The organism is Streptomyces sp. NPDC059851 (genome assembly GCF_042732005.1).
In the GTDB taxonomy this organism is placed as follows: domain Bacteria; phylum Actinomycetota; class Actinomycetes; order Streptomycetales; family Streptomycetaceae; genus Streptomyces.
Genome location: NZ_JBHWJJ010000019.1, coordinates 66,617 through 92,125 on the forward strand (window position 1 = coordinate 66,617; position 25,509 = coordinate 92,125).

A 25,509-nucleotide genomic window follows, 5' to 3' on the forward strand; every position below is an offset into this window, starting at 1 on the left:
GGGTTGGGCGCGCAGTTCCCCGCGCCCCTTCGGGGGCGAGGGGTCAGACCACTGCGCCGCGGCCGGGGTCGTCGTCCTCGTCGTCGCCCTGTTGCATGCGGGCGATCAGGGTGGCGAAGCCGCCGAGGAAGCCGCCGATGCCCAGCGTCGTCAGCCACCAGGTCATGTCCCACTGGAGCAGGACGGCGACCAGCAGCAGCACCGGCCCGCCCACCACCGCCAGCCACGCGAACTTCGCCGTCGTGTCGGCGGGCGGCAACTCCGGCTCGGGCTGCACGAAGTGGCCCTCGTCCGCGTCGTCGGCGTCGTCGTCCGGATCCGCCAGGGAGTGGTCCCGGGGCCCGGCCATGCCCACGCCCGGGGCGAACACCACCGAGCTGCCGAGCGGCGGGGGAGGGGTCTCCTCCTCCGGTGCCTCGGGCTCCTTCTCACCCTTCGGCGGCAGCGGCTCCACGTCCTCCTCCGGCAGCATCAGGTTCTCGATCGGGCGGAACGGCCGCGTCCCCGGCGGGTCGGGCGGCTCCTGCCCGTACCCTGCGACGATCGCCGCCCACGCCGCTTCCTCGTCCAGCGGGGGAACGCCCCCCGGGGACTCTTCTTGTTCAGCCACCGCTGGCCGCCCCTTCCCTGCCGACGACGCCCTGTGCGAGCCGTCCGACGAACGCGTAGCTGTCCTCGAAGATCCGCTCCGCGTCGTGGTCCAACGTCGCCACGTGGTAGCTCTGTTCCAGCAGCGTCTCGGTGACGTCCGTGGACGAGATCCGCGACAGGATCCGCGCCGAGTCGACCGGCGGGACGACGTGGTCCTGCGGGCTGTGCAGCAGCAGCACCGGCTGGGTCACCTGCGGCAGCTCGCCGTCCACGAGCCGGAGGAACTCCCGCAGCGAGTGCGCGGCCCGGGTCGGCACACGGTCGTAGCCGACCTCCACCGAGCCCGGCTTGGCGATGTCGCTCGCGATGCCCGGCGTCGACCGCACGAAGTGCTTGGCCACCGGAAGGGCGAACGCCAGCGGGTCGTGCACCTTGTTGGCCGGGTTGACGACGACGATGCCGCTGATGGCATCACCGTGCTTCGCCGCCAGGCGCAGGGTCAGCGCGCCGCCCATCGACAGCCCGAACACGAAGACCCGGCTGCACCGGTCCAGCAGCTCCCGCAGCGCCCGGTCCACCTCCGCGTACCAGTCCTGCCAGCCGGTGAGCTGCATGTCCTGCCAGCGCGTCCCGTGTCCCGGCAGCAGGGGCAGCGATACCGTCAGGCCCCGCTCCGCGAGGTACTCGGCCCACGGGCGCAGCGACTGGGGGGAGCCGGTGAAGCCGTGGCAGAGGAGTACGCCGACCTCCCCGCCCTCGTGGCGGAACGGCTCGGCTCCAGGGAGGACGGACACCGGGGTCTCCTTCGTCAAGGGGGCACGGGGGGTGCGTAGCGCTGTGTGACTTCACCGTACGCGACCGGAGTGGCACCGACCAGGGCCGTCGGCCTCCCCCGGTGCGAGCCAGGAGCTGGGGACCGCCGGCGGGGGACCGCGCACGGGCGCGTTCTGGTGCATACGAGTGGGTGCCCGGGCTGCTCGACGGCCGAACCCCGGAAGGGAACACGGGTTTCGGTGCCGAATGGGTGACCCTTGCCGGAGGTGGTCGTTGGGTGCAATGGGGCTTCTCCGGTCGGCTATCGCCATCGGGAAACCCGGACTTCGCCGAGGAGAAGACCCGCGAGAAGCACGGCCGCTCGCACCACCACCCGCCACGACGCAGCCGCCGTGGCGATCGGCAGGCGCGCCCCGGGGCAACCGGTACGGCGACGGACGGCACAGCCCCGCCCACCAGAGCGACGGGCAGGGGCATCGGACCGGCCGGGCCGCACCCGTGGCCCGGGGCGTGAGGAAACCCGCCCCCGCCTCCCCGGACCACGGACACGGTCCGCGACGCGCCGGACGCGGAGCGAACGCGGGCGACCAGGACACCCCACACCGCTCGGGGCGTCCGACTGAGCACGAGCCCTGGCACCAGGACTCACTCCCGCTCAGTCCTTAAGAACGGTTAAGGTCTGTTCGACAGGACACAGGAAGGCTTTCGAGTTGATCTACGGCGCAATGAAGTTCTCCATCGGGGGTTCCCTGAAGCTCGCCTTCAGGCCTTGGGTGGAGGGCCTCGAGAACATTCCCGCCGAGGGGCCGGCGATCCTGGCGAGCAACCACCTGTCCTTCTCGGACTCGTTCTTCCTGCCGGCCGTGCTCGACCGGAAGGTGACCTTCATCGCGAAGGCCGAGTACTTCACCTCCCCGGGCGTGAAGGGCAAACTGACGGCTGCCTTCTTCAAGGGCGTCGGCCAGCTCCCGGTGGACCGCTCCGGCGCACGCGGGGCCGGCGAGGCCGCCATCAAGAGCGGCATCGAGGTCATCGAGCGCGGGGAGCTGTTCGGTATTTACCCGGAGGGGACGCGTTCGCCCGACGGCCGCCTCTACCGCGGCAAGCCCGGCGGCCTCGCCCGGGTGGCCCTGGCGACCGGAGCGCCCGTGATCCCCGTGGCGATGATCGACACGGAGAAGATCCAGCCGCCCGGCAAGATCGTCCCGAAGCTCATGCGCCCGGGCATCCGGATCGGCAAGCCGCTGGACTTCAGCCGCTACAAGGGCATGGACGGCGACCGCTTCATCCTGCGCTCGGTGACCGACGAGGTCATGTACGAGATCATGAAGCTGTCCGGCCAGGAGTACGTCGACATCTACGCGACGGCGGCCAAGCGGCAGATCGCCGACGCGGAGAAGGCGGAGAAGGAGGCGGCGAAGGCCGCCAAGGCCGCCGCCGACAAGAGCGCCGCGGACAAGAACGCGGAGTAGCGGAGCGACGTGAGCAGGCCCGGCCGCCGGCCGGGCGGCTCGGTCTGGAACGGGGCGGTACCGCCCGCAAGGGGTGGGGGAATGGCCAAACGCGAGCGCGTCGTGCGCATGTCGGTCGAGCAGCCGCTGTGGCGGGCGTTGACCGCCTACCGGCTGATCACCATGGTCTACGCCGTCCTGCTCTTCGCGTCGGCGTACCGCGACTTCGACCGGCCCTGGGTCGCGGCCGGCTACCTGGCCTTCCTCGCCGGGTGGACGCTGGCCACGCGGCGCAAGGTGGCCGGCGCCGCCGTGTGCACCAAGCAGTTCCTCGTCGCGGACCTCACCGTCGCCCTGGTCGGGATCCTGCTCACCCCGCTCGCCGACACCCAGGAGCGGATCACCGCGGGCGGCCCCACGCTGCCCACGATCTGGAGCGCGGGCGCCGTCCTCGCCTTCGCGCTCAAGGGCGGCTGGCGGTGGGCCTGCTTCGCGTCGAGCTTCGTCGCCGTCGCCAACATCGTGCAGCGCGGCGAGCCCAGCCGCGACACGGTGCACAACGTCCTGCTGGTCTGGGTCGCCTCCGTCGCCATCGGATACGTCGTCGAGGTCGCCCGGGCCAGTGAGGCCACCCTCGCCCGCGCCCTGGAGATCGAGGCCGCCACCCGCGAACGGGAACGCCTCGCCCGGGACATCCACGACGGGGTCCTCCAGGTCCTCGCCATGGTCCAGCGGCGCGGCACCGAGCTGGGCGGTGAGGCCGCCGAACTCGGGCGGCTGGCCGGGGAACAGGAGGTCGCGCTGCGCACCCTCGTCTCCAGCGGGCTGGTGCACACCTCCCGGGTCTCCCGCGACGAGTCGCTCGGCGCGCTGGTGGACGCGTACGAGGTGGAGGAGCCGGGCGGCGACGAGGGCGAGACGGACCTGCGGACCCTGCTGGCCCCGCACGCCGGCGCGAAGGTGAGCTTCGCCGAGCCGGGCACGCCCGTCCTGCTGCGCGGGCCCGCGGCACGGGAACTGGCGGCCGCTGTCGGAGCCGCCCTGGACAACGTGCGCAAGCACGCCGGCGACGGCGCCCGCGCCTGGATCCTGATCGAGGACTGGGGCGACGAGGTGATCGTGACCGTCCGTGACGACGGCCCCGGCATCCCGGCCGGTCGCCTCGACCAGGCCGAGGGCGAGGGGCGGATGGGCGTGGCCCTGTCCATCCGCGGGCGGCTGCGCGACCTCGGCGGCACCGCCGAGCTGGTGTCCGTCCCCGGGCAGGGCACCGAAGTGGAACTGAAAGTACCCAGGGGGAGGACCCAGTGACCCAGCCGACCCAGCCGACCCAGGCGAGCCGGCCGACCGGGCAGAACGAGCTCGGCGAGATCAAGGTGATGGTCGTCGACGACCACCCGATGTGGCGGGACGCGGTCGCCCGCGACCTGGCCGCCGCGGGCTTCGACGTGGTCGCCACCGCCGGCGACGGCAACGAGGCGGTGCGCCGCGCCCGCGCCGCCGCCCCGCACGTCCTCGTCCTCGACCTCAACCTGCCCGGCCTGCCCGGCGTGCAGGTCTGCAAGGAGCTCGTCGGCGCCAACCCCGCCCTCCGGGTCCTCGTCCTGTCCGCCAGCGGCGAGCACGCCGACGTCCTGGAGGCGGTCAAGTCCGGCGCGACCGGCTACCTGATGAAGTCGGCGGGCGCCCAGGAGCTGATCGACGCGGTGCGCCGCACGGCCGCCGGCGACCCGGTGTTCACCCCGGGCCTGGCCGGGCTGGTCCTCGGCGAGTACCGGCGGCTGGCCACCGACCCGGTGCCCGCCACCCCCGACGACCCGGCGGCACCCCGGCTCACCGACCGGGAGACCGAGGTGCTGCGGCTCGTGGCCAAGGGGCTGTCGTACAAGCAGATAGCCGAACGGCTCGTCATCTCCCACCGCACGGTGCAGAACCACGTGCAGAACACCCTGGGCAAGCTCCAGCTGCACAACCGGGTGGAGCTCGTCCGCTACGCGATAGAGCGCGGGCTCGACGACGCGTAAGCGGTGCCGTACGTCGTACTTACGTCTTCGTACGAGTGAACGGGCGGACGCAACGCCTCGCAATTCCACCGGAATTGCCCCTTCCAGAGCCTCGGGTGTGACCTGCGTCACCACTAGCGTGGCCGTCGTGCGGGCCGGTGCGGCCCTGTGGCGAAGGGAGATTCCATGAAGGTCGGAGTGCTGACCGGCGGCGGCGACTGCCCCGGGCTCAACGCGGTGATCCGGGCCGTCGTCCGCAAGGGCGTGCAGGAGTACGGCTGCGAGTTCGCCGGTTTCAAGGACGGCTGGCGCGGCGCGGTCGACGGCGACGTCGTCCCGCTCGGCATCCCCGCCGTCCGAGGCATCCTGCCGCGCGGCGGAACGATCCTCGGCTCCTCGCGGACGAACCCGTTCAAGCAGGACGACGGCGTCCGCCGGATCAAGGACACCCTCGCCAAGCACGAGGTCGAGGCGCTCATCGCGATCGGCGGCGAGGACACCCTCGGCGTGGCCGCCAAGCTGCACGGCGAGTACGGCGTCCCGTGCGTCGGCGTCCCGAAGACCATCGACAACGACCTGTCGGCGACCGACTACACCTTCGGCTTCGACACCGCCGTCGGCATCGCCACCGAGGCCATCGACCGGCTCCACACCACCGCCGAGTCGCACATGCGGGTCCTGGTCGTCGAGGTGATGGGCCGGCACGCCGGCTGGATCGCCCTGCACTCGGGGCTGGCCGGCGGCGCCAACGTCATCCTCGTCCCCGAGCAGCGCTTCGACGTCGACCAGGTGTGCGCCTGGGTGACCTCCCGGTTCAAGGCCAGCTACGCGCCCATCGTGGTGGTCGCGGAAGGGGCCGTGCCCACGGACGGGGAGATGGTGCTCAAGGACGCCACCACCGACTCCTTCGGGCACGTCCGGTTGTCCGGCGTCGGCGAGTGGCTGGCCAAGGAGATCGAGAGCCGTACGGGCAAGGAGGCCCGGACCACCGTGCTCGGCCACGTCCAGCGCGGCGGCACGCCGAGCGCGTTCGACCGGTGGCTCGCGACCCGGTTCGGCCTGCACGCGATCGACGCGGTGCACGACGGCGACTTCGGCACCATGGTCGCCCTCCGGGGGACGGACATCGTGCGCGTCCCCCTGGCGGAGGCGACGGCGAAGCTGAAGACGGTGGACCCGGCGCTGTACCGGGAGGCCGGCGTGTTCTTCGGCTGAGCCCGGGCGCACGGGCGGGCATGGGCCGTATCGTGACAGGCGGCCCATGGTCCGATTTCTTCGCGCAGCGGGAGCGAACGTGGAAATCCTGGCATTCGGCGTGCAGAGCGACGAGAAGCCGCTGCTCGAAGAGGCGTTCGCGGGGCAGCACGACGTGCGCTGCCTGGAGGTCGCCCTCGACGAGGACACCGCCCCGATCGCCGCCGGGTACGAGGTCGTCTCCTCGAGCGTGAACGGCGATCTGGGCGGCCGGGTGCTGCGGACGCTGGCCGGCGGCGGGACGAAGATGATCGCCCAGCGGTCCACCGGCTTCAACAACATCGACCTCGACGTCGCGCGGCGGCTCGGGTTCACGGTGAGCCGGGTGTCGTCCTACTCCCCGTACGCGGTGGCCGAGTTCGCCTGGGCCCTGGCGCTGGCCGTGAACCGGCGGATCGTCCGCGCCTCCCACCGCACCCGGGACTTCGACTTCCGCCTCACCGGGCTGATGGGCCGCGACCTGCGCGGCCGCACCGCGGGCGTGGTGGGCACCGGCAAGATCGGCGGGGCCTTCGCCCGCATCGCGCACGGCTTCGGCATGGACCTGCTCGGCTGGGACGCCGTGGAGAACCGGGCCTGCCTGGAACTCGGCATGAAGTACACCGAGAAGGAAGACCTGTTCGCCTCCGCCGACCTGATCAGCCTGCACGTCCCGCTGCTGGAGGAGACGCACCACCTCGTCGATGCGGCCGCACTGCGGACGATGAAGGACGACGCGATCCTCGTGAACACGAGCCGGGGCGGGCTCGTCGACACGGACGCCCTGGTCACCGAATTGCGGGCCGGGCGCTTCACCGGGGTCGGCCTGGACGTCTACGAGGCGGAGGCCGGGATCTTCCACACGGACTGGTCCCTGGAGCCGGTACAGGACGACACCCTGGCCCGGCTGATCACCTTCCCGAACGTGATCGTCACCTCCCACCAGGCGTACTACACCCACGACGCGGTCGGCCAGATCATCGACGCGACGGTCCGCAACGTCGCCGACTACCTCGCCGGCCGCACCTCCGAGAACACCCTGGTCCCGGTGGAGTAGCCGATGGCCACCCCGCAGGAAAACGCAGCCTGGATCGCCCTTGCCGGAGTCCTGGTCACCGGGGCCCTGGCCCTGCGCAGCAGCCACCGCCAACGGGCGGACCAACTGGTCACCGCCGCCCTGTCGCACATGGGCGGCGGGACCCAGGAGCGTAGTGCCGGGGTGGCGGCCCTGAGGGCCTTCCGAGGGCCGATCGGCCGGGGGTGGTTCGGCCGCACCCGAAGGCCCCGCCTGTTCTGGAGGCTCGACTGGAAGCGCTACGCACCCGCCGTGCGGGAGCAACTGTTTCGCCAGCTCGTCTACGTCCTGACCCACGGCAGGCAGCGCTTCCACGCGCACGAGGTGGAGAACGCCATGGCGATGATCGAGTGGCTCTTGGATGACGAACTACTCGAGTTCTGCGAGTCAGGCAAGCGAGTGCGACTCGCCGAAGCGATCGACGCCTACGTGAAGGCTTCCAACAAGTACACCCGGGGGTCTGCGCTCCGGCTCTGGCGGAAGAAGCGGGCAGTGCCCGGCAATCCCTCCCTCGCCAGATTCCGAGCCGAGTCGAGAGAGTGGACGGACAAGCTCAGGAAGCCTGCGCCTGAGCGGCCCTGGCGAAGTCGGCTGTGGTTCGGCCGCGCACCGCAGGGGCGCGGGGAACTGTGCGGCCGGCCAGCGGCGGGCCCGCAGGCGGCTGCCGGGCCATCACAGCGGCTTCCGCGGAGCGGTTAGGCCGGGGGCGCCCGTGCGGACGCTGGTCAGCATGTCGTGCAGTAGCTCCGCGCCGCGGAGGGTCAGGACCGACTCGGGGTGAAACTGGACGCCGGCGAAGCCGCGGGCGGCAGATCGGAGGGCGTGGACCTCGCCCGTGGCGGTGTCCCGGGCGACCTCCACCCCGTGCGCGGCCAGCTCCGCCTCGGCCTCAGCGTCGCAGGCGGCCGTGAACGTGTTGTAGAAGCCGACCACCTCCCGGGCGCCGAACAGGTCGATCTCCACCTGCGCCCCCTGCGCCGGCTCCGCCTTGCGGACGAGCGGCAGCCCCAGCTCGGCGGCGATCAGTTCGTGGCCCAGGCACACCCCGAGCAGCCCGCCCGTGTGCACCGCCAGCAGCTCCCGCGCCAGGCCCCGCAGCAGCCGCATCTTCGGGTCGGCGGCGTCCGCCGGGTCACCGGGGCCCGGGCCCAGCACGATCGGCCCCCCGTGCGCGAGCGCGGCCTCCCGCAGCCCCGGCTCGTCGAAGCGGCGTACGGTCACCGACAGGCCCGCCGCCCGCAGCACGTGGGCCAGCATCGCGGTGAACGTGTCCTCCCCGTCCACCACCAGGCAGTGCCCGGACAGGGCCGCCGGCTGCTCCTGCAACCGCAGCCAGAACGGCGCCAGGTCCCGGCGGCGGGCCGCCAGCGCCGCCGCCACCCGGGGGTCCTCCGCCAGCCCCGCCCCCGCCTGTGCGTGCGCCGCCGGCTGCGGGGCCGCAGGCCGGACCCCGAGGGCGGCCAGCACCCCCGCCGCCTTGGCGTGGGTCTCGGCGACCTCGCCCGCCGGGTCCGAGTGCCGGACCAGCGTGGCGCCCACCGGTACGCGCAGGGTGCCGTCCGCGGCGATGTCCGCCGTACGGATCAGGATCGGCGAGTCCAGGGTCTGCGCCCCGGCCGCGTCGACGCCCAGCAGCGCCAGCGCCCCCGCGTAGTAGCCGCGGCCCCCGGCCTCGTACCGCTCGATCACCCGGCAGGCGTTCTGCACCGGCGAGCCGGTGACGGTGGCCGCGAACATCGTCTCGCGCAGCACCTCCCGCACGTCCAGGGAGGAACGGCCGCGCAGCTCGTACTCGGTGTGCGCCAGGTGCGCCATTTCCTTCAGCCGCGGCCCGACGACGACCCCGCCGCGGTCGCCGACCGTGCACATCATCTTCAGTTCCTCGTCGACCACCATCGACAGCTCTTCGGTCTCCTTCCGGTCACCGAGGAAGGCCAGGAGCGACCCGGTGGTCGGGCCGCCGGCGGGGTAGCGGTACGTTCCGCTGATCGGGTTCATGACGACCGTGCGGCCCGACATGCGGACGTGCACCTCCGGGCTGGCCCCGACCAGCGTGCGCCCGCCGGTGTGGACGACGTACGTCCAGTACGCCCCGCGCTCGCCCAGCAGCAGCCGCCGGAACAGCGCGAGCGCGTCGGCCCGGTCGAAGCCGTCGATCCGGCCCCGGAAGGTGCGCCGGATGACGAAGTTCGCGCCCTCGCCGCGGCCGATCTCGTCCTCCACGACCCGTCGGACCGTGGTCGCGTACTCCTCGTCGGGAACGTCGAAGCCGCCGTCCTCGACCCGTACCGGGTGGGCGGGCAGTACGGCCAGCGCCTCGGCGAGCGGGACCTCGTACGCCTCCTCGGCGGCCAACACGGCCAGCGGGGTGCCGTCGTCGCGGACGTCGAAGCCGCGTTCGCGGATCTGCCGGAACGGCACCAGGGCCAGGCTCGGCAGGTCACGCACGGGCAGGTCGGCGAGGCGTTCGGCCTCGTGGACCGGGCCGGTCAGCACCTCGACGGTGTCGTGGTCACGGCCGGGGGTGCGCCTGCGCAGCAGGGCGAAGGGCGGGCAGTCGTCGCGGAGCAGGCCGAGCAGCCGGCTGCTGGTCCGGTCGTCCTTGTCCATGGGCGGTCGGTCGTCCTTCCGGGAAGGAGGGGCGGCCGGGCCTCGGAGACCAGCGAAGGCCGCCCCTCGGGGCGGCCTTCGTGTCACTCGTGTCAGTGGGTACGCGAGAGGGGCGGGCCGCCGGGAGCGGTCCACCACCAGTTCTGGTCGGAGTGCGCGTACACGGCACGAACCCTAGCCCATGCGGGGAGCCGATGACCGGAGGACGACACGACGGGAGACGTCCGTCTCACCTAGTGGTCATCCGGCTGGACGCGAGGTGTGAGCCCTTAATGTGTAGGTGTGACCGTGAACGCTGAAACCCAAGCCCCCGCCGTCAAGGCGACCTGGCGAGACCTGCCCGCGGCGCAGCAGCCTTCGTACCCCGATGCCGAGGCCCTGCGCGCTGTCGTCGCGGACCTCGAGTCGTATCCTCCGCTCGTTTTCGCGGGCGAGTGCGATCAGCTGCGCGCCCGTCTGGGAGCCGTCGCCAAGGGCGAGGCGTTCCTGCTGCAGGGCGGCGACTGCGCCGAGGCCTTCGACGCCGTGTCCGCCGACCACATCCGCGCCAAGCTCAAGACGTTGCTGCAGATGAGCGCCGTCCTGACGTACGCCGCCTCCGTGCCCGTCGTCAAGGTCGGCCGGATCGCCGGCCAGTACTCCAAGCCGCGCTCGAAGGACACCGAGACCCGCGACGGCGTGACCCTGCCGACCTACCGCGGCGACTCCGTCAACGGCTTCGAGTTCACCCCCGAGGCCCGCGTCCCGGACCCCGAGCGGCTCAAGCGCATGTACCACGCGTCGGCCTCGACGCTGAACCTGGTGCGCGCCTTCACCACCGGTGGCTACGCCGACCTGCGCCAGGTGCACGCCTGGAACCAGGACTTCGTCAAGTCCTCCCCGTCCGGGCAGCGCTACGAGCAGCTCGCGCGGGAGATCGACAACGCGCTGAACTTCATGAAGGCCTGTGGCACCGACCCGGCCGAGTTCAAGGCGGTGGAGTTCTACTCCTCGCACGAGGCGCTGCTGCTCGACTACGAGGGCGCGCTGACCCGCACCGACTCGCGCACCGGCAAGCTGTACGACACCTCCGGCCACATGGTCTGGATCGGTGAGCGCACCCGCCAGCTGGACCACGCGCACATCGATTTCTGCTCGCAGATCGCCAACCCGGTCGGCATCAAGCTCGGCCCGACCACCACGGTGGACGAGGCACTGACGTACATCGACCGCCTGGACCCGGACCGTGAGCCGGGCCGGCTGACCTTCGTCGTCCGCATGGGCGCCGACAAGGTCCGCGACAAGCTCCCCGAGCTGGTCGAGAAGGTCACGGCCTCGGGTGCGACGGTGGCCTGGGTCACCGACCCGATGCACGGCAACACCTTCGAGGCGGCTTCCGGCCACAAGACGCGCCGCTTCGACGACGTGCTCGACGAGGTCAAGGGCTTCTTCGAGGTCCACAAGGCGCTGGGCACGCACCCGGGCGGCATCCACGTCGAACTCACCGGTGACGACGTCACCGAGTGCGTGGGCGGCGGCGACGAGATCTTCGTCGACGACCTGCACCAGCGCTACGAGACGGCCTGCGACCCCCGCCTGAACCGCAGCCAGTCCCTCGACCTGGCCTTCCTGGTCGCCGAGATGTACCGCGACCAGTGACAGGCGCGTTTTGCCGCCCCGGCGGCTGCCGGTGAGCACCTCGTGACGGTGGGGCGCGGATCGATGTGATCCGCGCCCCACCGCCGTACCCGGGACTTTTCGGCCACCTCGACTTTGGGTACGGTTAGGTAAGCCTCACCGAATCGGGGATGGCTTTCAGAGGGCGTTCCTGACAGGGAGGTGAACCGCGTGTACGTCTGCTCTTGCTTCGGTGTCACCGACCAGCAGGTCAAGGAACACGCGGCTGCCGGGGCCTGCACCCCCCGCCAGATAGCCTCCGCCACCAAGGCCGGCACCGACTGCGGCTCCTGCGTGCGCACCATCCAGGGCCTCCTCGGCCGTGGGGCGTGCCCGCGCCGCGAGCTGCTGGAGAAGGGCAGGGCGGCCTCCGTGCTGGCGCCCGCCCCGGAGCTCGCCGAAGTCGCCTAGCAGGCGCCCCCGCTCCCCTCCGGTCCCCCTCCCCTCAGCTCTCCGGCTGCTCGATCAGCTGGGCGATGTAGAGCGGCTCGCCGAGGGTCTCGATGAGCTCCAGCTGGGTGTCGAGGTAGTCGATGTGGTGCTCCTCGTCCGCCAGGATCTCCTCGAACAGACGCGCGGACGTGATGTCGCTCTTGCCGCGCATCACCTCGATCCCCCGCTTGAGCCGGTCGATCGCCTCGACCTCCACCTGGCGGTCCGCCTGGAACATCTCGGTCAGGGTCTGGCCCACCCGCACGTGGAATAGGCGCTGGTAGTTCGGGAGCCCGTCGAGCATCAGGATGCGCTCGGTGAGCTTGTCCGCGTGCTTCATCTCGTCGATGGACTCGGCACGGGTGTAGTGGGCGAGCTTGGTCCAACCCTTGTTGTCCTGGATCCGGTAGTGGAGCCAGTACTGGTTGATCGCCGTGAGCTCGCCGGTGAGCTGCTCGTTCAGGAACTCGAGGACCTCGGGGTCGCCCTGCATCGCAGAGGCTCCTTCCAGGCAAAGTCAGCAAGTGACGGATCGGTTGCGCGCATCCTCGCACCGTGATCGGAGGGCGTCCAGTAAGTGCCTCCTTAGTGGCAGTTGCTGTGACATGTCCGAATCAGCCCGCGCCGTGGTCATGACCACCCCGGCGCGTCTGTCACCATGGAGTCATGGGTCAGCCGGAAAGCCGGGAATCTCCGGGAGCAGAGCAGCCGGAGCTTCCGCCGGGACAGCGGCTCCAGCGCGGCTGGCCGGTCACCCACTACGGGCCCGTGCCCAAGTTCAAGCCGGAGCGCTGGGAGTTCCGGGTCTTCGGCGCGACCGCCGACGGCGAGAAGCACTGCTGGAACCACGAGCAGTTCACGTCCCTGCCCTTCGAGTCGGTCGTGGCGGACCTGCACTGCGTGACGAAGTTCAGCATGGTGGGGGCCGAATGGGGCGGTGTGCTCGCCCGCGAGATCCTCGCCCTCGCCCCGCCGGCGCCGCAGGTCACCCATGTGATGGTGTGGGCCGAGTACGGCTTCAGCTCCAACCTGCGGCTGGCCGACTTCGCCTCCGAGCGGACCGTCTTCGCGACCCACCAGGGCGGTGAACTCCTCACCGCCGAACACGGCTTCCCGGTGCGGCTCGTGGTGCCCCACCTGTACGCCTGGAAGGGCCCGAAGTGGGTCCGCGGCGTGGAGTACATGACCGCGGACCGCCGCGGGTTCTGGGAAGAACGGGGCTACCACAACATCGGCGACCCCTGGCGCGAGCAGCGCTACTCGTACCAGGAGGAGCCGGGGGACGGCCCCGAGCTCTAGGCCCGCAAGGGCTGCACTGCACGGACCCGCCCGGCCCCGGCCCGCCCTGCCCGCCGCGGGTCAGTGCTGGGCCCGCAGCTCCTTCAGCAGCGCCACGTCCGCCGCGTGCCCCGCCTCGCCGCCCGGCGTCTCGATGATCAGCGGCACCCCCTCCGTCGCGGGGTGGCCGAACAGCTCGGCGAAGGCCTCTCGGCCGATGTGGCCCTGCCCGATGTTGGCGTGGCGGTCCTTGTGCGCGCCCACGCCCTCCTTCGAGTCGTTCGCGTGGATCAGCTTCAGCCGCCCCTCACCCACCGTCTCCACCAGCAGGTCCAGCGTCTGCTTGACGCCGCCCGGCTCCGCCAGGTCGTGCCCGGCGGCGAAGACGTGGCAGGTGTCGAGGCAGATCCCCAGCTTCGGGTGGTGGTCGAGCGCGTCGAAGTACGGGCCGAAGTCCCAGGTCCGCGAGCACAGCGAGGAGCCCTGCCCCGCCGTGGACTCCAGCAGCAGCATCGGGTCGTCGTCGTGCACCAGCTCGTCCAGCAGCGGCAACATGTGCTCCCTGACCTGCGCGTACGCAGCCTCACGCGGCCGGCCGCCGGTCGCCGACCCGGTGTGCACGACCACGCCCAGGGCGCCGATCTCCCGGCCCCGGCGCAGCGAGTGGCGCAGCGACTCCACCGACCGCTCCACGGTCGCCCCGGTGTGCGACCCGAAGTTGATCAGGTAGGGGGCGTGCACGTAGGCCGGGATCGACCCGGCCTCGCACCCGGCGCGGAACAGCTCGTCCTGGGCCGGGTTCCCGGCCGGGGTGGCCCAGCCGCGCGGATTGGCCACGAAGACCTGCACCGCCTCGGCCGCCAGCGCCCGCGCGTACGACAGCCCCACGGGGGCGAGCCCGCCCGCCACGGGCACGTGCCCGCCCACGGGATTGCGCTCGGCCACGGGATCGCGCTCGGCCTGCTCCTGCACGTCCACCACGCCCGCTACAGCCCCTTGGTCCGCAGGATGATCGTGCTGCCCTCGGGGGCGGTCTGGCCGCCCGGCACCGACTGGGCGTCCACGGTCTTGCTGAAGGACAGGAACGGGCGCTCCACCTTCACCTTGAACCCGGCCGCCTCAAGGGTCCTGCGGGCCACGTCCGCATCCTGCCCGGTCACGTTCGGCACGGGGATCTGGCGCGGCCCCTTGGAGAGCGTGAGCACGACCGTGTCCCCGGCCGCGGCCTGGGCGCCCGCGCCGACCGACTGGTTGGCGACCGTACCGGCCGGGAACGGCGAGTTGATCTCGTCGGCCGCCGTCTCCACCTTGAGGCCGAGGTCCTGCAGCGCGGCCCGGGCCTGGTCCACGGGCCTCCCGGCCACGTTCGGCACCGGCACCGGCCGGCCCTTGCTGACCGTGATCGAGACCGCGGTGTCGGGGGCCCGCTTCTGCCCGCCGTCCGGGTTGGTGGAGATCACCGAACCCTGCGGCACCTCCTGGCTGAACGCCTGCGTGACGATGCCCGGGGCCAGACCGCTCTTGGTCAGATCCGCCTTCGCCCCCTCCAGCGGACGGCCCTTCACGTCGGGCACCACCACGACCGCCGGGCCGCGGGAGATGGTCAGCACCACGGCGCCGTTGCCACGGATGCGCTTGCCGCTCTGCGGGTCGCTGTCCATCACCGTGCCGCGGTCGAAGGCGTCGCTGAACTTCCGGTCCACCCGCTTCACGCCGAGCCCCGCCGCCGACAGCTCCGACCGGGCCTCCGCCTCGGTCTTGCCGAGCAGGTTGGGGACCTGGGTGAACTGGCCGGAGTTGATGTACCAGACGCCGGTTCCGACGCCGAGGATCAGCAGCAGCGCGGCGAGGACCAGCAGCGGGCCGCGCCGGGAGCGGGCCGGTTCCGGGGCCGGCGGCGGCTCCTCGACGTCGACGGGCAGGGGCGCCACCAGCAGGGAGGTGTGCTCGACCGGCTGCGGTGCCGCGATCCGCGGGACCACGCTCGTGCGGTCCTCCGCGGACGACCGCTCCTCCGCCCGGGCCTGCGGCGGTACGGCGTCCAGCTCGGCGTCGGTCAGCCGGCTCCGGGCGTCCAGGGCCAGCGCCAGCAGGGCCGCGGCATCGTACGGGCGGAGGTCCGGGGTGCGGGCGGCGGCCTGCGCGACCAGCTCGTCCAGCGGGGCGGCCAGCCCGGGGACCACCGCCGACGGGGGCGGCACGTCTTCGTGCAGGTGCCGGTAGAGCACCTGGGCGGGGGTGCCGCCGGTGTGGGGCTTGTCCCCGGTCAGCATCTCGTACAGCACCACACCGCAGGCGTAGACGTCGACGCGGGTGTCGGTGACCCCGTTCTCGATCTGCTCGGGCGCGAGGTAGGAGACCGTGCCGAGGACGGCACCGGTGGTGCTGGTGACCGTGTCCACGGACCGGACCAGCCCGAAGTCGGCCACCTTCACCCGGCCGTCGTCGCCTATCAGGACGTTCTCGGGCTTCATGTCCCGGTGCACGAACCCGGCCCGGTGCGCAGCCCCGAGCGCGGCCAGGACCGGCTCCAGGACGTCGAGCGCGGCCCGCGGCTGGAGTGCGCCGCGCTCGCGCAACACGTCGCGCAGGGTGCAGCCGGAGACGTACTCCATGGCGAGGTACGTGTACGGGCCGTCCGTGCCCTGGTCGAAGACGGCCACCACGTTCGGGTGCGCGAGGCGGGCCACGGACTTGGCCTCACGGATGAACCGGTCGACGAAGCCGGCGTCCGCGGCGAGCGCCGGGTGCATCACCTTCAGCGCGAGGACGCGGTCCAGGCGGGTGTCGAGGGCCCGGTAGACCGTAGCCATTCCGCCTGCCGCGATGCGGGCGTCGATGCGGTAGCGGCCGTCGAGCGTCTGCCCGACGAGCGGGTCATCCAGGGTCGTGTCCACCGGGCCATCCTACGAGCCGGTGTGCGGCGCGGGCCGGGGGCGGCTGTGCCTTGCAGCACAGCTGTGACGCGGCCCGCCTCCGCGTTCCCCCGCCACCGCCCTCGACTTCCGCTGCGCGGAGCCGTTCCCTCCGCCCCTTCCCCGAGCGGGTTCCGCCCGGACCCCGCTCCGGGCACTGCGCGGCCGGGACGTTCCGGCCTCGCCGGCGCTCGGAGAGGGTTCGGGGCGGAGCCCACGGGGCCGGGCGTCAGAAGGCCGGGCGTTCGGGGTCGAGGGTGGCGCGGCCCTCGACCGGGGAAGAGGCGTGCGCGAAGCGGCGCTGCGGGATGCGGCCCGCACGGAAGGCGAGCCGCCCCGCAGACACCGCGTCCCGCATGGCCGCGGCCATCAGCACCGGCGCCTGCGCCCGCGTCACCGCGGACGCCAGCATGACCCCGGCGCAGCCGAGTTCCATCGCCAGCGCCACGTCCGAGGCGGTTCCCGCCCCCGCGTCCAGGATCACCGGCACGCCGGCCCGCTCCACGATCAGCTCGAAGTTGTGCGGGTTCCGGATGCCCATGCCGGAACCGATCGGCGAGCCGAGCGGCATGACGGCCGCACAGCCGGCGTCCTCCAGCTTCCGCGCCAGCACCGGGTCGTCGTTCGTGTACGGCAGCACCGTGAACCCGTCGTCCACCAGGGTTTCGGCAGCGGCGAGCAGCTCCTCCCCGTCGGGGAGCAGGGTCCGCTCGTCGGCGATGACCTCCAGCTTGATCCAGTCCGTGCCGAGCGCCTCCCGGGCCAGCCTGGCCGTCAGCACGGCCTCGCCGGCCGTGTAGCAGCCGGCCGTGTTCGGCAGGACCGCGATCCCGAGCTTGTCGAGGACGCCGAGGACGGAGCCCTGCACCGCCGGGTCGAGCCGGCGCATGGCGACCGTGGTGAGCTCCGTACCGGAGGCGGTCAGGGCGTGTTCCAGTACTTCCAGGCTCGGCGCCCCGCCGGTGCCCATGATCAGGCGGGAGGAGAAGGTCCGGCCGCCGAGGACGAACGCGTCGTCCGCCATTGCGCTCAGCCCCCCTGGACCGCGGTCAGGACCTCGACCCGGTCGCCGTCGCCGACCGGGGTGTGCGGCCACCGCCCCCGTGGGACCACGGTCTCGTTGAGTGCGGCCGCGACCCCGGAGGGGGCCGTGGTGAGGGTGGCGACCACCACGTCGAGGGTGGTGCCGGGCGCGAGCTCGCGCGGCTCGCCGTTGACGGAGATGGTCATGCGTACGACTCCTGACGTGCGGGGGAGAAGCGGCGCGGGCTGAAGGGCCGGGCGGCCTCGGGCAGGACGCCGGTGGCGAGCAGTTCGGCCATCGCGTCACCGGTGACGGGGGTCAGCAGCACCCCGTTGCGGTAGTGCCCGGTGGCCAGGTGCAGGCCGGGCAGGGCGGTGGGGCCGAGCAGCGGGGCGTTGTCGGGGGAGCCGGGGCGCAGCCCGGCCCGGGTCTCGGTCAGCGGCAGTTCGGTGATGCCGGGCACCAACTCGTGCGCGTCGCGGAGGAGTTCGTACACCCCGCCGGCGGTGACCGTGGTGTCCCAGCCGAGTTCCTCGCTGGTGGCGCCGATGACGAGTTCGCCGTTCTCCCGCGGCACCAGGTACACGTGGCTGCCGCGCACGACCGCCCGTACCGTCCGCGACAGGAACGGCGCGTACGGGGCCGGCACCGCGAGCCGCAGCACCTGCCCCTTCACCGGCCGGACGGGCGGCAGCGCCTCCTCGGGCACGCCGGCCAGTCGGCCGCTGAGCGAGCCCGCCGCCAGTACCACCTGGTCCGCGGACAGCTCGGTGCCGTCGTCGAGCACCGCGCCGGCCGCCCGGTCGGCGGTGACCACCAGCCGTGCGGCGCCCGCCCGGCGGATGTCCACGCCGGCGCGCTCGCAGGCGGCCAGCAGCGCGGCCGCGAGCCGCCGCGGGTCCACCTGGTGGTCGCCGTCCACCCGCAGGCCGCCGCGTACGCCGGGGGCGAGCATCGGCTCCAGGCGCCGGCACTCACGGCCGGTGAGCCACTCCGAGTCCAGGCCGCAGCGGCGCTGGAGGGCGTGCAGCTCGCGCAGGTGGAGCCGGTCGTCGGCGTCGAGGGCGACGGCGAGCGTGCCGCAGGCCCGGTAGCCGATGTCCATCCCACCGGTGGCGTCGGCGAGTTCGGCGGCGAACTCCGGATAGCGGGCGGCGGAGGCGAGGTTGAGGCCCAGTAGGGTCTCCTCGCCGTAGTGCAGCTCGGTGACGGCGGCGAGCATGCCCGCTGCGACCCGGGCGGCGCCGCCGCCGGGGGCCGGGTCGGCGAGGGCGGTGCGCAGCCCGCGCCGGGCCGCCCGCCAGGCGGTGACCAGGCCGATGATCCCGCCCCCGATGACGAGGACGTCGGATCCCGCGGACGGCACGGATCCCTTGGACGAATGCATGGGCGTCCAGCCCCTCCCTTCGCCGGCATGACCCGGATCAGGTTCGGACGGTCGGAGGCCGGCCAGCCTCCCTCTCAGCCCGGTACGCCCGGGCTCCCGCGATAGGTACGGTGGCCACAGTAGCCGTTCCCCTTCGGGGAGCGGGAGAGAGCCGGGACGCGGCCGCCGGTGCACCCCTTTCCACCGATCGTGCTGACTAGGGTGGGTCTGTGAGCGAGCAGACCGAACAGACTCAGAGCGGCGTCGTCATCGTCGGCGCCGGAATGGCCGGGGTGCAGACGGCGGTGGCCCTGCGCGAGCAGGGCTGGACCGGCCCCGTGACCCTGCTGGGCGCCGAACCCCACCAGCCCTACGACCGGCCCCCGCTGTCCAAGGCGGTCCTGCTCGGCAAGGCCGAGGACTCCGCCTTCGACGTCGACTTCGAGGGCCTGGGCATCGAGCTGCGGCTCGGCGTGGAGGTGACGGGGCTGCGGGCCGCCGACCGCGAGCTGGACACCGAGGCCGGCCCGGTCCCGTACGGCGTGCTGGTCCTGGCGACCGGCGCCGAGCCGCTGACCCTGCCCGGCTCCGAGGGCGTCCCCGGCGTCCACCTGCTGCGCACCCTCGACGATGCCGCCCGGCTCCGGCCGGTGCTGGCCGGGACCCCGGCCACCGTCGTCGTCGGCGCCGGCTGGATCGGCGCGGAGTTCGCCACCGCGGCCCGGGAGGCGGGCTGCGCCGTGACGGTGGTCGAGGCCGCGGACCGGGTGCTCGCGGGCGCCCTGCCGGCCGAGGTCGCCGCTCCGATGGCCGGCTGGTACGAGGAGGTCGGGGCCGACCTCCTCACCTCCGCCAGGGTCGCTTCGGTGGAGTCCGGGCGGGTCGTGCTCGCGGACGGCCGGGAGCTGCCGGCCGGAGCGGTGGTCGTGGGCATCGGGGCGCGGCCGGCCACGCGCTGGCTGGCCGGGTCGGGCGTCGAGCTCGGCGCCGACGGCTCGGTCACGGCGGACGCGTACCTGCGGACCTCGCTGCCGGGGGTGTACGCGGTCGGCGACTGCGCCTCGTTCCCCTCGGCGCGCTACGGGGCGCGGTTGCTGGTCCACCACTGGGACAACGCGCTCCAGGGGCCGCGGGTCGTCGCGGCGAACATCCTGGCCGGGGCGCGGGGCGAGCCCTCCGCCGGGGGCGCGCTCCAGGTCTACGACCCGGTGCCGTACTTCTGGTCCGAGCAGTTCGGGCGGTTCGTCCAGTACGCGGGCCACCACGCGGAAGCGGACACCCTGCTGTGGCGCGGCGACCCGGGCGAGCAGGCCTGGTCGGTGTGCTGGCTGCGGGCCGGGTCGCTGGTCGCGATCCTCGCCGTGGGCCGGCCGCGGGACCTCGCCCAGGGCCGCAGGCTCATCGAGACCGGCGCCGCCGTCGACCCCGCCCGGGTGGCCGACCCCGCCACCCCGCTGAAGTCGGCCGTGTCCGCCCCGCTGTAGGGCGGCGGGACGCCCGTACGGCGTCCCGGGCCGTCCGGGGGCGCCCGTACGGCCCGGGGGCCCCGTACGGATCGGCCCGGGTACCGGCGGCGCTCGGGAGGTGGCAGGCTTGTGCCGTGACCGAGATTGACACAAAGATCGATGCCCTTGTCCCCGCCTGGCTCCACCTGCCCGACATCGCCGAGATGCTGGACGTCGAAGTGACCCGGGTCCGCCAGCTGGTCAAGGAAGGTCAGCTGATCGCCGTCCGCCGGGGCGAGAACCGCACCCTGCAGGTCCCCGCCGACTTCATCGACGGCACCAAGCTCGTCAAGGGCCTGACCGGTCTGCTGACGGTGCTGCGCGACGACGGCTTCTCCGACGAGGAGATGCTGGAGTGGCTCTTCACCGCCGACGAGACCCTGCCCGGCACCCCCGTGCAGGCGCTGCGCGAGAATCGCGGCACGGAGGTCAAGCGCCGCGCCCAGGCGCTCGCCCTCTGACCCGAGGCCACTGATCCACCCGCGGGACGCGGGCCGCCCGGCGCGGCCCGCGTCCCGCGCGCTCACCAGGGGGTACCCCATGTCCGCGAACGCCCAGCTGCTCTCCGACGCCAGGCTCTACCTGTGCACGGACGCCCGCAAGCGGCAGGGGGACCTCCCCGAGTTCCTCGACGCCGTGCTCGCCGGCGGGGTGGACGTCGTCCAGCTCCGCGACAAGGGCATGGAGGCCGCCGAGGAGCTCGACCACCTGCAGGTGTTCGCCGAGGCCGCCCGCCGGCACGGCAAGCTCCTGGCGGTCAACGACCGCGCCGACGTCGCGCACGCCATCGGCTCCGACGTCCTGCACCTCGGCCAGGGCGACATCCCGGTGCCCGCCGCCCGCGCCGTCCTCGGCGAGGGAGTGCTGATCGGCCGCTCCTGCCACGCCGTGTCCGAGGTCGACGCCGCGGCCGCCGAGCCGGGCGTGGACTACTTCTGCACCGGCCCCTGCTGGCCCACCCCCACCAAGCCCGGCCGGCCCGCCCCCGGCCTCGACCTGGTCCGGTACGCGGCCTCCCTGGAACAGGACCGGCCCTGGTTCGCCATCGGCGGCATCGACGCCGGCAACCTCGACGAGGTCCTCGACGCCGGCGCCACCCGGGTCGTGGTCGTCCGCGCCCTGACCGAGGCCTCCGACCCGGGGGCCGCAGCGGCCGAGCTCGCCCGGCGCATCCGGAACCGCGTCTCCTAAGTGTCCAAAAAGCTGTCCACATCACGGACAGGGCTACGGCGTGCGCGAACACGCGTCTAACCTGCCCGTATGGCCCTTGGTACCGCTTCCACCCGAACGGACCGTGCACGCACGGTCCGCGACCTGCTGGCGTCCGGGGACCCCTCGTACTCCTTCGAGTTCTGGGCTCCCAAGACCGAGAAGGGCGAGCGCAACCTCTGGAACGCGCTGCGCCGCATCGAGGCCGTGTCCCCGAGCTTCGTATCCGTGACGTACGGGGCCGGCGGCTCCACCCGGGGCGGCACCGTCAAGGCCACCCAGGAGATCGCCGCCGACACCACGCTGACACCCGTCGCGCACCTCACCGCCGTCGACCACTCCGTGGCCGAGCTGCGCAACGTCATCGGCCAGTTCGCCGACGCCGGCATCCGCAACATGCTCGCCGTGCGCGGAGACCCGCCGGGCGACCCCATGGGCCCCTGGGTGCCGCACCCCGACGGGGTGCACTACGCCGCCGACCTGGTCCGGCTGTTGAAGGAATCCGGCGACTTCTGCGTGGGCGTAGCCGCCTTCCCGGAGATGCACCCGCGCTCCGACGACTGGGATACGGACATCCGGCACTTCGTGGACAAGTGCCGCGCCGGAGCTGACTATGCGATCACCCAGATGTTCTTCGATCCGGAGAATTATCTGCGGCTGCGCGACAGCGTCGAAAAGGCGGGATGCTCCACCCCGATCATCCCTGAGGTCATGCCTGTTGTGGCCATCAAGCAGCTCGACCGGCTGCCCCAACTCAGCAACGCAGTCTTCCCCGCGGCCGTGAAAGAGCGCATGCTCGCCGTCAAGGACGATCCGGCCGCTGTACGCTCCATGGGGATCGAGTTCGCCACGGAGTTCTGCGCGCGGCTGCTGTCCGAGGGTGTCCCGGGGCTGCACTTCATCACGCTGAACAACTCCACGGCGACTCTCGAGATCTACGAGAACCTGGGCCTGCACCAGCGGGCCTGATCGGCCGTACCCCAGGGCGGCCGTACCGAGGGGTGCCACGCATGGGAATGACGGTCCTCTACGTCGCGTTCGGTTTCGTCGCGCTGTGGCTGCTTGCCGAGGTCCTGATGCAGTACAAGGCCCGGCTGCGCTGGAGGCTGCTCGCGTTCGCCGGGTTCCTCGGCGTGGTCGCGGGGGTGGTGCTGCCGTCGGTGCCGGTCATCGCCGTGGGCGCGCTCGCGTTCGCGGTGGGCCAGACGCTGGTGACGCTGTCCTTCCGCAAGGGCTTCGAGGCCGGCTGGGCGCTGCGCCGCGGCAAGGGCGGGAAGGGCGGGGACACCGCCGCGCCGCCGAAGGGCGCCGCCCGGCGCCGCCGGGGCGGCGGGCCGCGGTCCGAGCCCGCGCTGGAGGTGACCGGGCTGGAGTACGGTGCCGAGGGCGCGGACGCGCAGGCGGACGCCGACGGGGCCGCGGCGTCCGGGAAGGACCCCCGGCCGAGGTTCCAGGCCGCCACGGAGGAGTTCTACAGCCCGGAGCCGCTCCCCGAGGACACCGGCTCGTACGGGATACAGAGCTTCGGGTCCGGCTCCGGCTCCGACGCCGGGCAGACGGCCGCTTTCGCGTCGCCGTTCGCCGCGGCCGAGCAGGACGCCCACGGCTACGCCGGCTACCAGGACCCGCAGACGCAGGGCGGCTACGACTACCCCGGCGCGTACCAACCGGGAGGCGAGCAGCAGGTCTACGCCGCCTACTCGGACCCGTACATCGGCACCGGCGGCGGGGTCATCCCGCAGCAGCCGTACGACTACACCCCGTACGGCGGCCAGCACGCCGACCCGTACGCGGGGGGCGCGGCGGGGCAGGACCAGTACGCGATGGACACCCCGCCCGGCGGGATCTGGGTGCCCCAGCAGCGGGACGTGGCGCAGCCGTACCCGGCCGACGGCCAGGGCGGCGGGGCGTACCCGCAGCAGCAGCAGCCCCAGCAGCCCCAGCAGCCCCAGCAGCCCCAGCAGTACCCGTACCAGGGTTCCGGCGAATACGAGCAGTACCGCTACTGACGGCCGCGCCCCGGGGCCCGCACCCCGTGTCGGCCCCGGCCCGGGTACGGACCCGGGTCGGGGACACCGGGGCCGCAGGGCTCCCGGGGCGACCTGGCCCACGGGCCCACCGCGGACCCGCGCCCCGGCCCCCGGTTCACTGCGAGCCGCGGAAGCCCGCGCCCTCCACGATCAGCCCGGCCACCAGCGCCCCGGTCATCCCGGCGTGGGCCAGCCCGCCGCCGGGGTGCGCCCAGCCGCCCGCGAGGTACAGCCCGGGCAGGGCCGTGGAGTTCGCGGGGTGCAGCAGCCGGCCGCCGGCTCCGGCGAGCGAGGGCGCGGGCACCGCTCCGCCCACCGCCCCCGTGGCCGCCTCGATGTCGGCCGGGGTGCGCGCCTCCCACCACAGCAGCCGCTCGCGCAGCCCGGGCACGGCCCGGGCGGCGAGGTCCAGCAGCGCCTCGGGGTCGGGGGCGGCCCCGGCGGCCGCACCGGTCGCCGGGGCGCACACCGCGGTGACGGTGACGGCCTCGTGGTCCGCGTCGGGCCGGACGGCGGGGTCGTCGGGGCGCAGCACGGTGAGCTGGGCGCCGGGGGAGTGGACGATGGTGCGGTGCACGGCGCCGGCGGGGCGGGCGCCGCGCAGGGCGAGCATCAGGGTGAACCGGGCGGCTCCGGCCGCGTCCCCGGCGGGGACGCCGTCGGGCGGCAGCGGCACGGCGAGCCGCCGCGGGTCGGCCCCGCAGACCACGTGCTCGGCCGGGTGCTCGGTCCCGTCGGCCGTCAGCACCCCGGCGGCCCGGCCCTCGCGGGCCAGGACCTCCCGGACCGGCGCATCGAAGACGAACTCGACCTTCCGCTCCCGGCAGCGCTCGTACAGGGCGGTCGCGAGCGCCCGCATGCCGCCGCGCACGTACCAGCTGCCGAAGGTCTGCTCCATGTACGGCAGCACGGTCGCGGAGGCGGGTGCCGTCGCCGGGTCGAGGCCGTACTCCCGCACCCGGGCGGCCAGCAGCTCGCCGAGCTGCCCGCCCAGTTCGCGTGCGGCGATGTCGGCGAGGGTCGGGGGGCGGCGGCGCAGCAGCCCGCTCTTGCGCACCGCCGGGTACGGGTCCCTGCCGAGGGCCTGCCAGTCGGGGCGCAGCGGTTCCTCAAGGAGGGGGCGGCGGGTGGCGTCCCAGGCGTCCCGGGCCCGGTTCAGTACCGTGGCCCAGCGGTCCCCGGCGCCCGCGCCGAAGGCCTCGTCGAGGGCGGCCGCAGCGCCGCCCCGGGAGGCACCAGGAAGGGCGACGGAGGTTCCGTCGGCGAGGACGTGGCGGACGGCCGGGTCGACGCGGACGAGTTCGACGCAGTCCTCCAGGCGCCGCTTGCCGGTCTTGACGAACAGGTCGCGGTAGACGGCGGGCAGGTGCAGCAGCCCCGGTCCCGTGTCGAAGGCGAATCCGTCCCGCTCGAAGCGGCCGAGCGAGCCGCCGTAGGTCGAAGTCCGTTCGTACACCGCCACCTGGTGCCCCGCCACGGCCAGCCGGGCTGCCGTGGCCATCGCGCCCGCGCCGGCGCCGATCACCGCAATTCGTGCCATGGCTCCGACCCTATCGAGCGGCTCGGCGCGCTCAGCGGGGTGGCCCCGGCGCCCGGGGCGCCCCGGCGGCCGTTCCGGGGCGTCCCGGTCCGCTCCGGCTGCCCGCCAGGCGCTTCTCCTCGCGGCGCTGGGCCCGGCGGCGCAGGAAGCGCCGGATCCGGGCCCACAGGAAGACGAGCAGGGCCAGGCCGGCCGCCAGCAGGACGGCGGCGATCACGGCGGCAGCGAGGGGATGGAACAGGGCGAGGGTGACGATGCAGGCGACGCCGAGGTCCTCGGCGGTGCTCACCGCGATGTTGGTGACCGGCTCGGGGGAGGTGTTGACCGCCATGCGGGTGCCCGCCTTGACGGCATGGCTGGCCAGGGCGGTGGAGCCGCCGATGGCGCCGGCGGCGAGGTCGGGGAGCGAGCCGCTCTGGCCGGCGAGCAGGGCGCCCACCACGGCTCCGGCGACGGGCCGGATGACGGTGTGGACGGCGTCCCAGAGGGAGTCCACGTACGGGATCTTGTCGGCGACGGCCTCGCAGAGGAACAGCACACCGGCGACGACCAGCACGTCGGTGCGCTGGAGGGAGGCGGGCACCTCGTCGGACAGTCCGGCCGCGCCGAAGAGGCCGAGCAGGAGGACCACGGCGTAGGCGTTGATCCCGCTGGCCCAGCCGCTGGTGAAGACCAGGGGAAGGACACTCACCGGGCCATCATGGCGCAGCGCCGGGGATCCCGGGGGCGAGCGGGGAGAACCCGGGCGCCCGGGCCGGAGCGGCGAGGGGGGCGCCCCCCGGCGGCACCCCCCCCCAACCCCCTGGCCGTGCGGGGC

Annotated in this window: 25 protein-coding genes, 1 pseudogene and 1 riboswitch; of the genes and pseudogenes, 15 read left to right on the forward strand and 11 right to left on the reverse strand. The window is 73.3% G+C overall.

The genetic code is table 11. From position 1 onward, the window contains the following. Positions 1 to 43: 43 nt before the first annotated feature. Positions 44 to 610, reverse strand: a complete 567-nt coding sequence (locus ACFV7Q_RS09445; RefSeq protein ID WP_385425804.1) for a hypothetical protein — start codon at positions 608 to 610, stop codon at positions 44 to 46. Next, a complete protein-coding gene (locus ACFV7Q_RS09450; protein WP_385425807.1) occupies positions 603 to 1,385 on the reverse strand; it encodes an alpha/beta hydrolase in 783 nt (260 codons plus the stop codon). The genes ACFV7Q_RS09445 and ACFV7Q_RS09450 overlap by 8 nt, the downstream gene beginning before the upstream one ends. Positions 1,386 to 1,715: 330 nt before the next feature. Between ACFV7Q_RS09450 and ACFV7Q_RS09455 the strand changes: the two are divergent. The 7 genes and pseudogenes from ACFV7Q_RS09455 to ACFV7Q_RS09485 all read left to right on the forward strand — a co-directional run. Continuing rightward, positions 1,716 to 2,031, forward strand: a pseudogene (locus ACFV7Q_RS09455) (transposase); the annotation flags it as partial. Positions 2,032 to 2,090: 59 nt separating this feature from the next. Then, positions 2,091 to 2,837, forward strand: coding sequence for a lysophospholipid acyltransferase family protein (locus ACFV7Q_RS09460; protein ID WP_385425873.1), 747 nt, complete (start codon positions 2,091 to 2,093; stop codon positions 2,835 to 2,837). A gap of 81 nt (positions 2,838 to 2,918) precedes the next feature. Continuing rightward, complete coding sequence (gene macS / locus ACFV7Q_RS09465) at positions 2,919 to 4,127, forward strand: MacS family sensor histidine kinase (protein ID WP_385425810.1); 1,209 nt, start codon at positions 2,919 to 2,921, stop codon at positions 4,125 to 4,127. A gap of 68 nt (positions 4,128 to 4,195) precedes the next feature. Then, positions 4,196 to 4,840 (forward strand): response regulator, encoded by a 645-nt coding sequence (locus tag ACFV7Q_RS09470; RefSeq protein ID WP_385425876.1) that lies wholly within the window; start codon positions 4,196 to 4,198, stop codon positions 4,838 to 4,840. Between the two features lie 165 nt (positions 4,841 to 5,005). After that, complete coding sequence (locus ACFV7Q_RS09475) at positions 5,006 to 6,034, forward strand: 6-phosphofructokinase (RefSeq protein WP_385425812.1); 1,029 nt, start codon at positions 5,006 to 5,008, stop codon at positions 6,032 to 6,034. Positions 6,035 to 6,113: 79 nt separating this feature from the next. Then, positions 6,114 to 7,109, forward strand: a complete 996-nt coding sequence (locus ACFV7Q_RS09480) for a 2-hydroxyacid dehydrogenase (RefSeq protein WP_385425816.1) — start codon at positions 6,114 to 6,116, stop codon at positions 7,107 to 7,109. Positions 7,110 to 7,112: 3 nt separating this feature from the next. After that, positions 7,113 to 7,826 carry a hypothetical protein gene (locus ACFV7Q_RS09485; RefSeq protein ID WP_385425819.1) on the forward strand — a complete coding sequence of 238 codons (714 nt, stop codon included), beginning with the start codon at positions 7,113 to 7,115 and terminating at the stop codon, positions 7,824 to 7,826. On the opposite strand, the gene ACFV7Q_RS09490 is transcribed toward ACFV7Q_RS09485, so the two are convergent. Further along, positions 7,800 to 9,737, reverse strand: coding sequence for an anthranilate synthase family protein (locus tag ACFV7Q_RS09490; RefSeq protein ID WP_385425822.1), 1,938 nt, complete (start codon positions 9,735 to 9,737; stop codon positions 7,800 to 7,802). The genes ACFV7Q_RS09485 and ACFV7Q_RS09490 overlap by 27 nt on opposite strands. A 282-nt stretch (positions 9,738 to 10,019) precedes the next feature. Here ACFV7Q_RS09490 and ACFV7Q_RS09495 point away from each other — a divergent pair, with 282 nt between their 5' ends. Together ACFV7Q_RS09495 and ACFV7Q_RS09500 are read left to right on the forward strand one after the other, a co-directional pair. Beyond that, positions 10,020 to 11,375 (forward strand): class II 3-deoxy-7-phosphoheptulonate synthase, encoded by a 1,356-nt coding sequence (locus ACFV7Q_RS09495; protein WP_385425825.1) that lies wholly within the window; start codon positions 10,020 to 10,022, stop codon positions 11,373 to 11,375. Positions 11,376 to 11,555: 180 nt separating this feature from the next. Beyond that, positions 11,556 to 11,804, forward strand: a complete 249-nt coding sequence (locus tag ACFV7Q_RS09500) for a bacterioferritin-associated ferredoxin (protein ID WP_179174457.1) — start codon at positions 11,556 to 11,558, stop codon at positions 11,802 to 11,804. 34 nt (positions 11,805 to 11,838) lie between these two features. Here ACFV7Q_RS09500 and bfr read toward each other — a convergent pair whose 3' ends face one another. Further along, positions 11,839 to 12,318 (reverse strand): bacterioferritin, encoded by a 480-nt coding sequence (gene bfr / locus ACFV7Q_RS09505; RefSeq protein WP_385425828.1) that lies wholly within the window; start codon positions 12,316 to 12,318, stop codon positions 11,839 to 11,841. Positions 12,319 to 12,491: 173 nt separating this feature from the next. On the opposite strand from bfr, the gene ACFV7Q_RS09510 reads away from it, so the two are divergent. Further along, positions 12,492 to 13,124 (forward strand): sulfite oxidase-like oxidoreductase, encoded by a 633-nt coding sequence (locus tag ACFV7Q_RS09510; RefSeq protein WP_385425831.1) that lies wholly within the window; start codon positions 12,492 to 12,494, stop codon positions 13,122 to 13,124. Positions 13,125 to 13,184: 60 nt separating this feature from the next. Here the strand turns inward: ACFV7Q_RS09510 and ACFV7Q_RS09515 are convergent, their stop codons facing one another. The 5 genes from ACFV7Q_RS09515 to thiO all read right to left on the reverse strand — a co-directional run bounded on the left by ACFV7Q_RS09515 (position 13,185) and on the right by thiO (position 18,429). After that, positions 13,185 to 14,084: a deoxyribonuclease IV gene (locus ACFV7Q_RS09515; protein WP_385425834.1), complete on the reverse strand. Its 900-nt coding sequence runs from the start codon at positions 14,082 to 14,084 to the stop codon at positions 13,185 to 13,187. A 5-nt stretch (positions 14,085 to 14,089) separates the two neighbouring features. Continuing rightward, positions 14,090 to 16,000, reverse strand: coding sequence for a Stk1 family PASTA domain-containing Ser/Thr kinase (gene pknB / locus ACFV7Q_RS09520; RefSeq protein ID WP_385425837.1), 1,911 nt, complete (start codon positions 15,998 to 16,000; stop codon positions 14,090 to 14,092). 247 nt (positions 16,001 to 16,247) lie between these two features. After that, positions 16,248 to 17,042, reverse strand: coding sequence for a thiazole synthase (locus ACFV7Q_RS09525; protein ID WP_385425840.1), 795 nt, complete (start codon positions 17,040 to 17,042; stop codon positions 16,248 to 16,250). 5 nt (positions 17,043 to 17,047) lie between these two features. After that, a complete protein-coding gene (thiS, locus tag ACFV7Q_RS09530) occupies positions 17,048 to 17,248 on the reverse strand; it encodes a sulfur carrier protein ThiS (RefSeq protein WP_385425843.1) in 201 nt (66 codons plus the stop codon). Continuing rightward, on the reverse strand, positions 17,245 to 18,429 hold the full coding sequence (gene thiO, locus ACFV7Q_RS09535) for a glycine oxidase ThiO (protein WP_385425846.1): 1,185 nt from the start codon (positions 18,427 to 18,429) through the stop codon (positions 17,245 to 17,247). The genes thiS and thiO overlap by 4 nt, the downstream gene beginning before the upstream one ends. Further along, a riboswitch (TPP riboswitch) is annotated at positions 18,427 to 18,539 on the reverse strand. Its footprint overlaps the gene before it by 3 nt. Positions 18,540 to 18,638: 99 nt before the next feature. On the opposite strand from thiO, the gene ACFV7Q_RS09540 reads away from it, so the two are divergent. The 5 genes from ACFV7Q_RS09540 (at position 18,639) to ACFV7Q_RS09560 (ending at position 23,131) form a co-directional block, all read left to right on the forward strand. Continuing rightward, the gene (locus ACFV7Q_RS09540; protein ID WP_385425849.1) at positions 18,639 to 19,892 is read left to right on the forward strand and encodes an NAD(P)/FAD-dependent oxidoreductase; all 1,254 of its coding nucleotides are present in this window, start codon (positions 18,639 to 18,641) and stop codon (positions 19,890 to 19,892) included. 116 nt (positions 19,893 to 20,008) lie between these two features. Next, positions 20,009 to 20,374, forward strand: coding sequence for an Rv2175c family DNA-binding protein (locus ACFV7Q_RS09545; protein ID WP_360632684.1), 366 nt, complete (start codon positions 20,009 to 20,011; stop codon positions 20,372 to 20,374). Positions 20,375 to 20,453: 79 nt separating this feature from the next. Further along, the gene (thiE, locus tag ACFV7Q_RS09550) at positions 20,454 to 21,104 is read left to right on the forward strand and encodes a thiamine phosphate synthase (protein WP_385425852.1); all 651 of its coding nucleotides are present in this window, start codon (positions 20,454 to 20,456) and stop codon (positions 21,102 to 21,104) included. Between the two features lie 69 nt (positions 21,105 to 21,173). Continuing rightward, positions 21,174 to 22,091 (forward strand): methylenetetrahydrofolate reductase [NAD(P)H], encoded by a 918-nt coding sequence (metF, locus tag ACFV7Q_RS09555; RefSeq protein ID WP_385425855.1) that lies wholly within the window; start codon positions 21,174 to 21,176, stop codon positions 22,089 to 22,091. 41 nt (positions 22,092 to 22,132) lie between these two features. Beyond that, positions 22,133 to 23,131 (forward strand): hypothetical protein, encoded by a 999-nt coding sequence (locus ACFV7Q_RS09560; protein ID WP_385425858.1) that lies wholly within the window; start codon positions 22,133 to 22,135, stop codon positions 23,129 to 23,131. Between the two features lie 136 nt (positions 23,132 to 23,267). Here the strand turns inward: ACFV7Q_RS09560 and ACFV7Q_RS09565 are convergent, their stop codons facing one another. Beyond that, the gene (locus ACFV7Q_RS09565; protein WP_385425861.1) at positions 23,268 to 24,692 is read right to left on the reverse strand and encodes a phytoene desaturase family protein; all 1,425 of its coding nucleotides are present in this window, start codon (positions 24,690 to 24,692) and stop codon (positions 23,268 to 23,270) included. Between the two features lie 31 nt (positions 24,693 to 24,723). Further along, positions 24,724 to 25,383 (reverse strand): DUF4126 domain-containing protein, encoded by a 660-nt coding sequence (locus ACFV7Q_RS09570; protein ID WP_385425864.1) that lies wholly within the window; start codon positions 25,381 to 25,383, stop codon positions 24,724 to 24,726. Positions 25,384 to 25,509 lie beyond the last annotated feature (126 nt).

Bases quoted from the DNA above. Each gene is read 5' to 3' on its own strand.
- ACFV7Q_RS09460 (WP_385425873.1), top strand. From the start codon at position 2,091: ATGAAGTTCTCCATCGGGGGTTCCCTGAAGCTCGCCTTCAGGCCTTGG.
- macS (WP_385425810.1), top strand. From the start codon at position 2,919: ATGGCCAAACGCGAGCGCGTCGTGCGCATGTCGGTCGAGCAGCCGCTG.
- ACFV7Q_RS09470 (WP_385425876.1), top strand. From the start codon at position 4,196: ATGGTCGTCGACGACCACCCGATGTGGCGGGACGCGGTCGCCCGCGAC.
- ACFV7Q_RS09475 (WP_385425812.1), top strand. From the start codon at position 5,006: ATGAAGGTCGGAGTGCTGACCGGCGGCGGCGACTGCCCCGGGCTCAAC.
- ACFV7Q_RS09485 (WP_385425819.1), top strand. From the start codon at position 7,113: ATGGCCACCCCGCAGGAAAACGCAGCCTGGATCGCCCTTGCCGGAGTC.
- ACFV7Q_RS09490 (WP_385425822.1), bottom strand. From the start codon at position 9,737: ATGGACAAGGACGACCGGACCAGCAGCCGGCTGCTCGGCCTGCTCCGC.
- bfr (WP_385425828.1), bottom strand. From the start codon at position 12,318: ATGCAGGGCGACCCCGAGGTCCTCGAGTTCCTGAACGAGCAGCTCACC.
- ACFV7Q_RS09510 (WP_385425831.1), top strand. From the start codon at position 12,492: ATGGGTCAGCCGGAAAGCCGGGAATCTCCGGGAGCAGAGCAGCCGGAG.
- ACFV7Q_RS09525 (WP_385425840.1), bottom strand. From the start codon at position 17,042: ATGGCGGACGACGCGTTCGTCCTCGGCGGCCGGACCTTCTCCTCCCGC.
- thiS (WP_385425843.1), bottom strand. From the start codon at position 17,248: ATGACCATCTCCGTCAACGGCGAGCCGCGCGAGCTCGCGCCCGGCACC.
- thiO (WP_385425846.1), bottom strand. From the start codon at position 18,429: ATGCATTCGTCCAAGGGATCCGTGCCGTCCGCGGGATCCGACGTCCTC.
- thiE (WP_385425852.1), top strand. From the start codon at position 20,454: ATGTCCGCGAACGCCCAGCTGCTCTCCGACGCCAGGCTCTACCTGTGC.
- metF (WP_385425855.1), top strand. From the start codon at position 21,174: ATGGCCCTTGGTACCGCTTCCACCCGAACGGACCGTGCACGCACGGTC.
- ACFV7Q_RS09560 (WP_385425858.1), top strand. From the start codon at position 22,133: ATGGGAATGACGGTCCTCTACGTCGCGTTCGGTTTCGTCGCGCTGTGG.
- ACFV7Q_RS09565 (WP_385425861.1), bottom strand. From the start codon at position 24,692: ATGGCACGAATTGCGGTGATCGGCGCCGGCGCGGGCGCGATGGCCACG.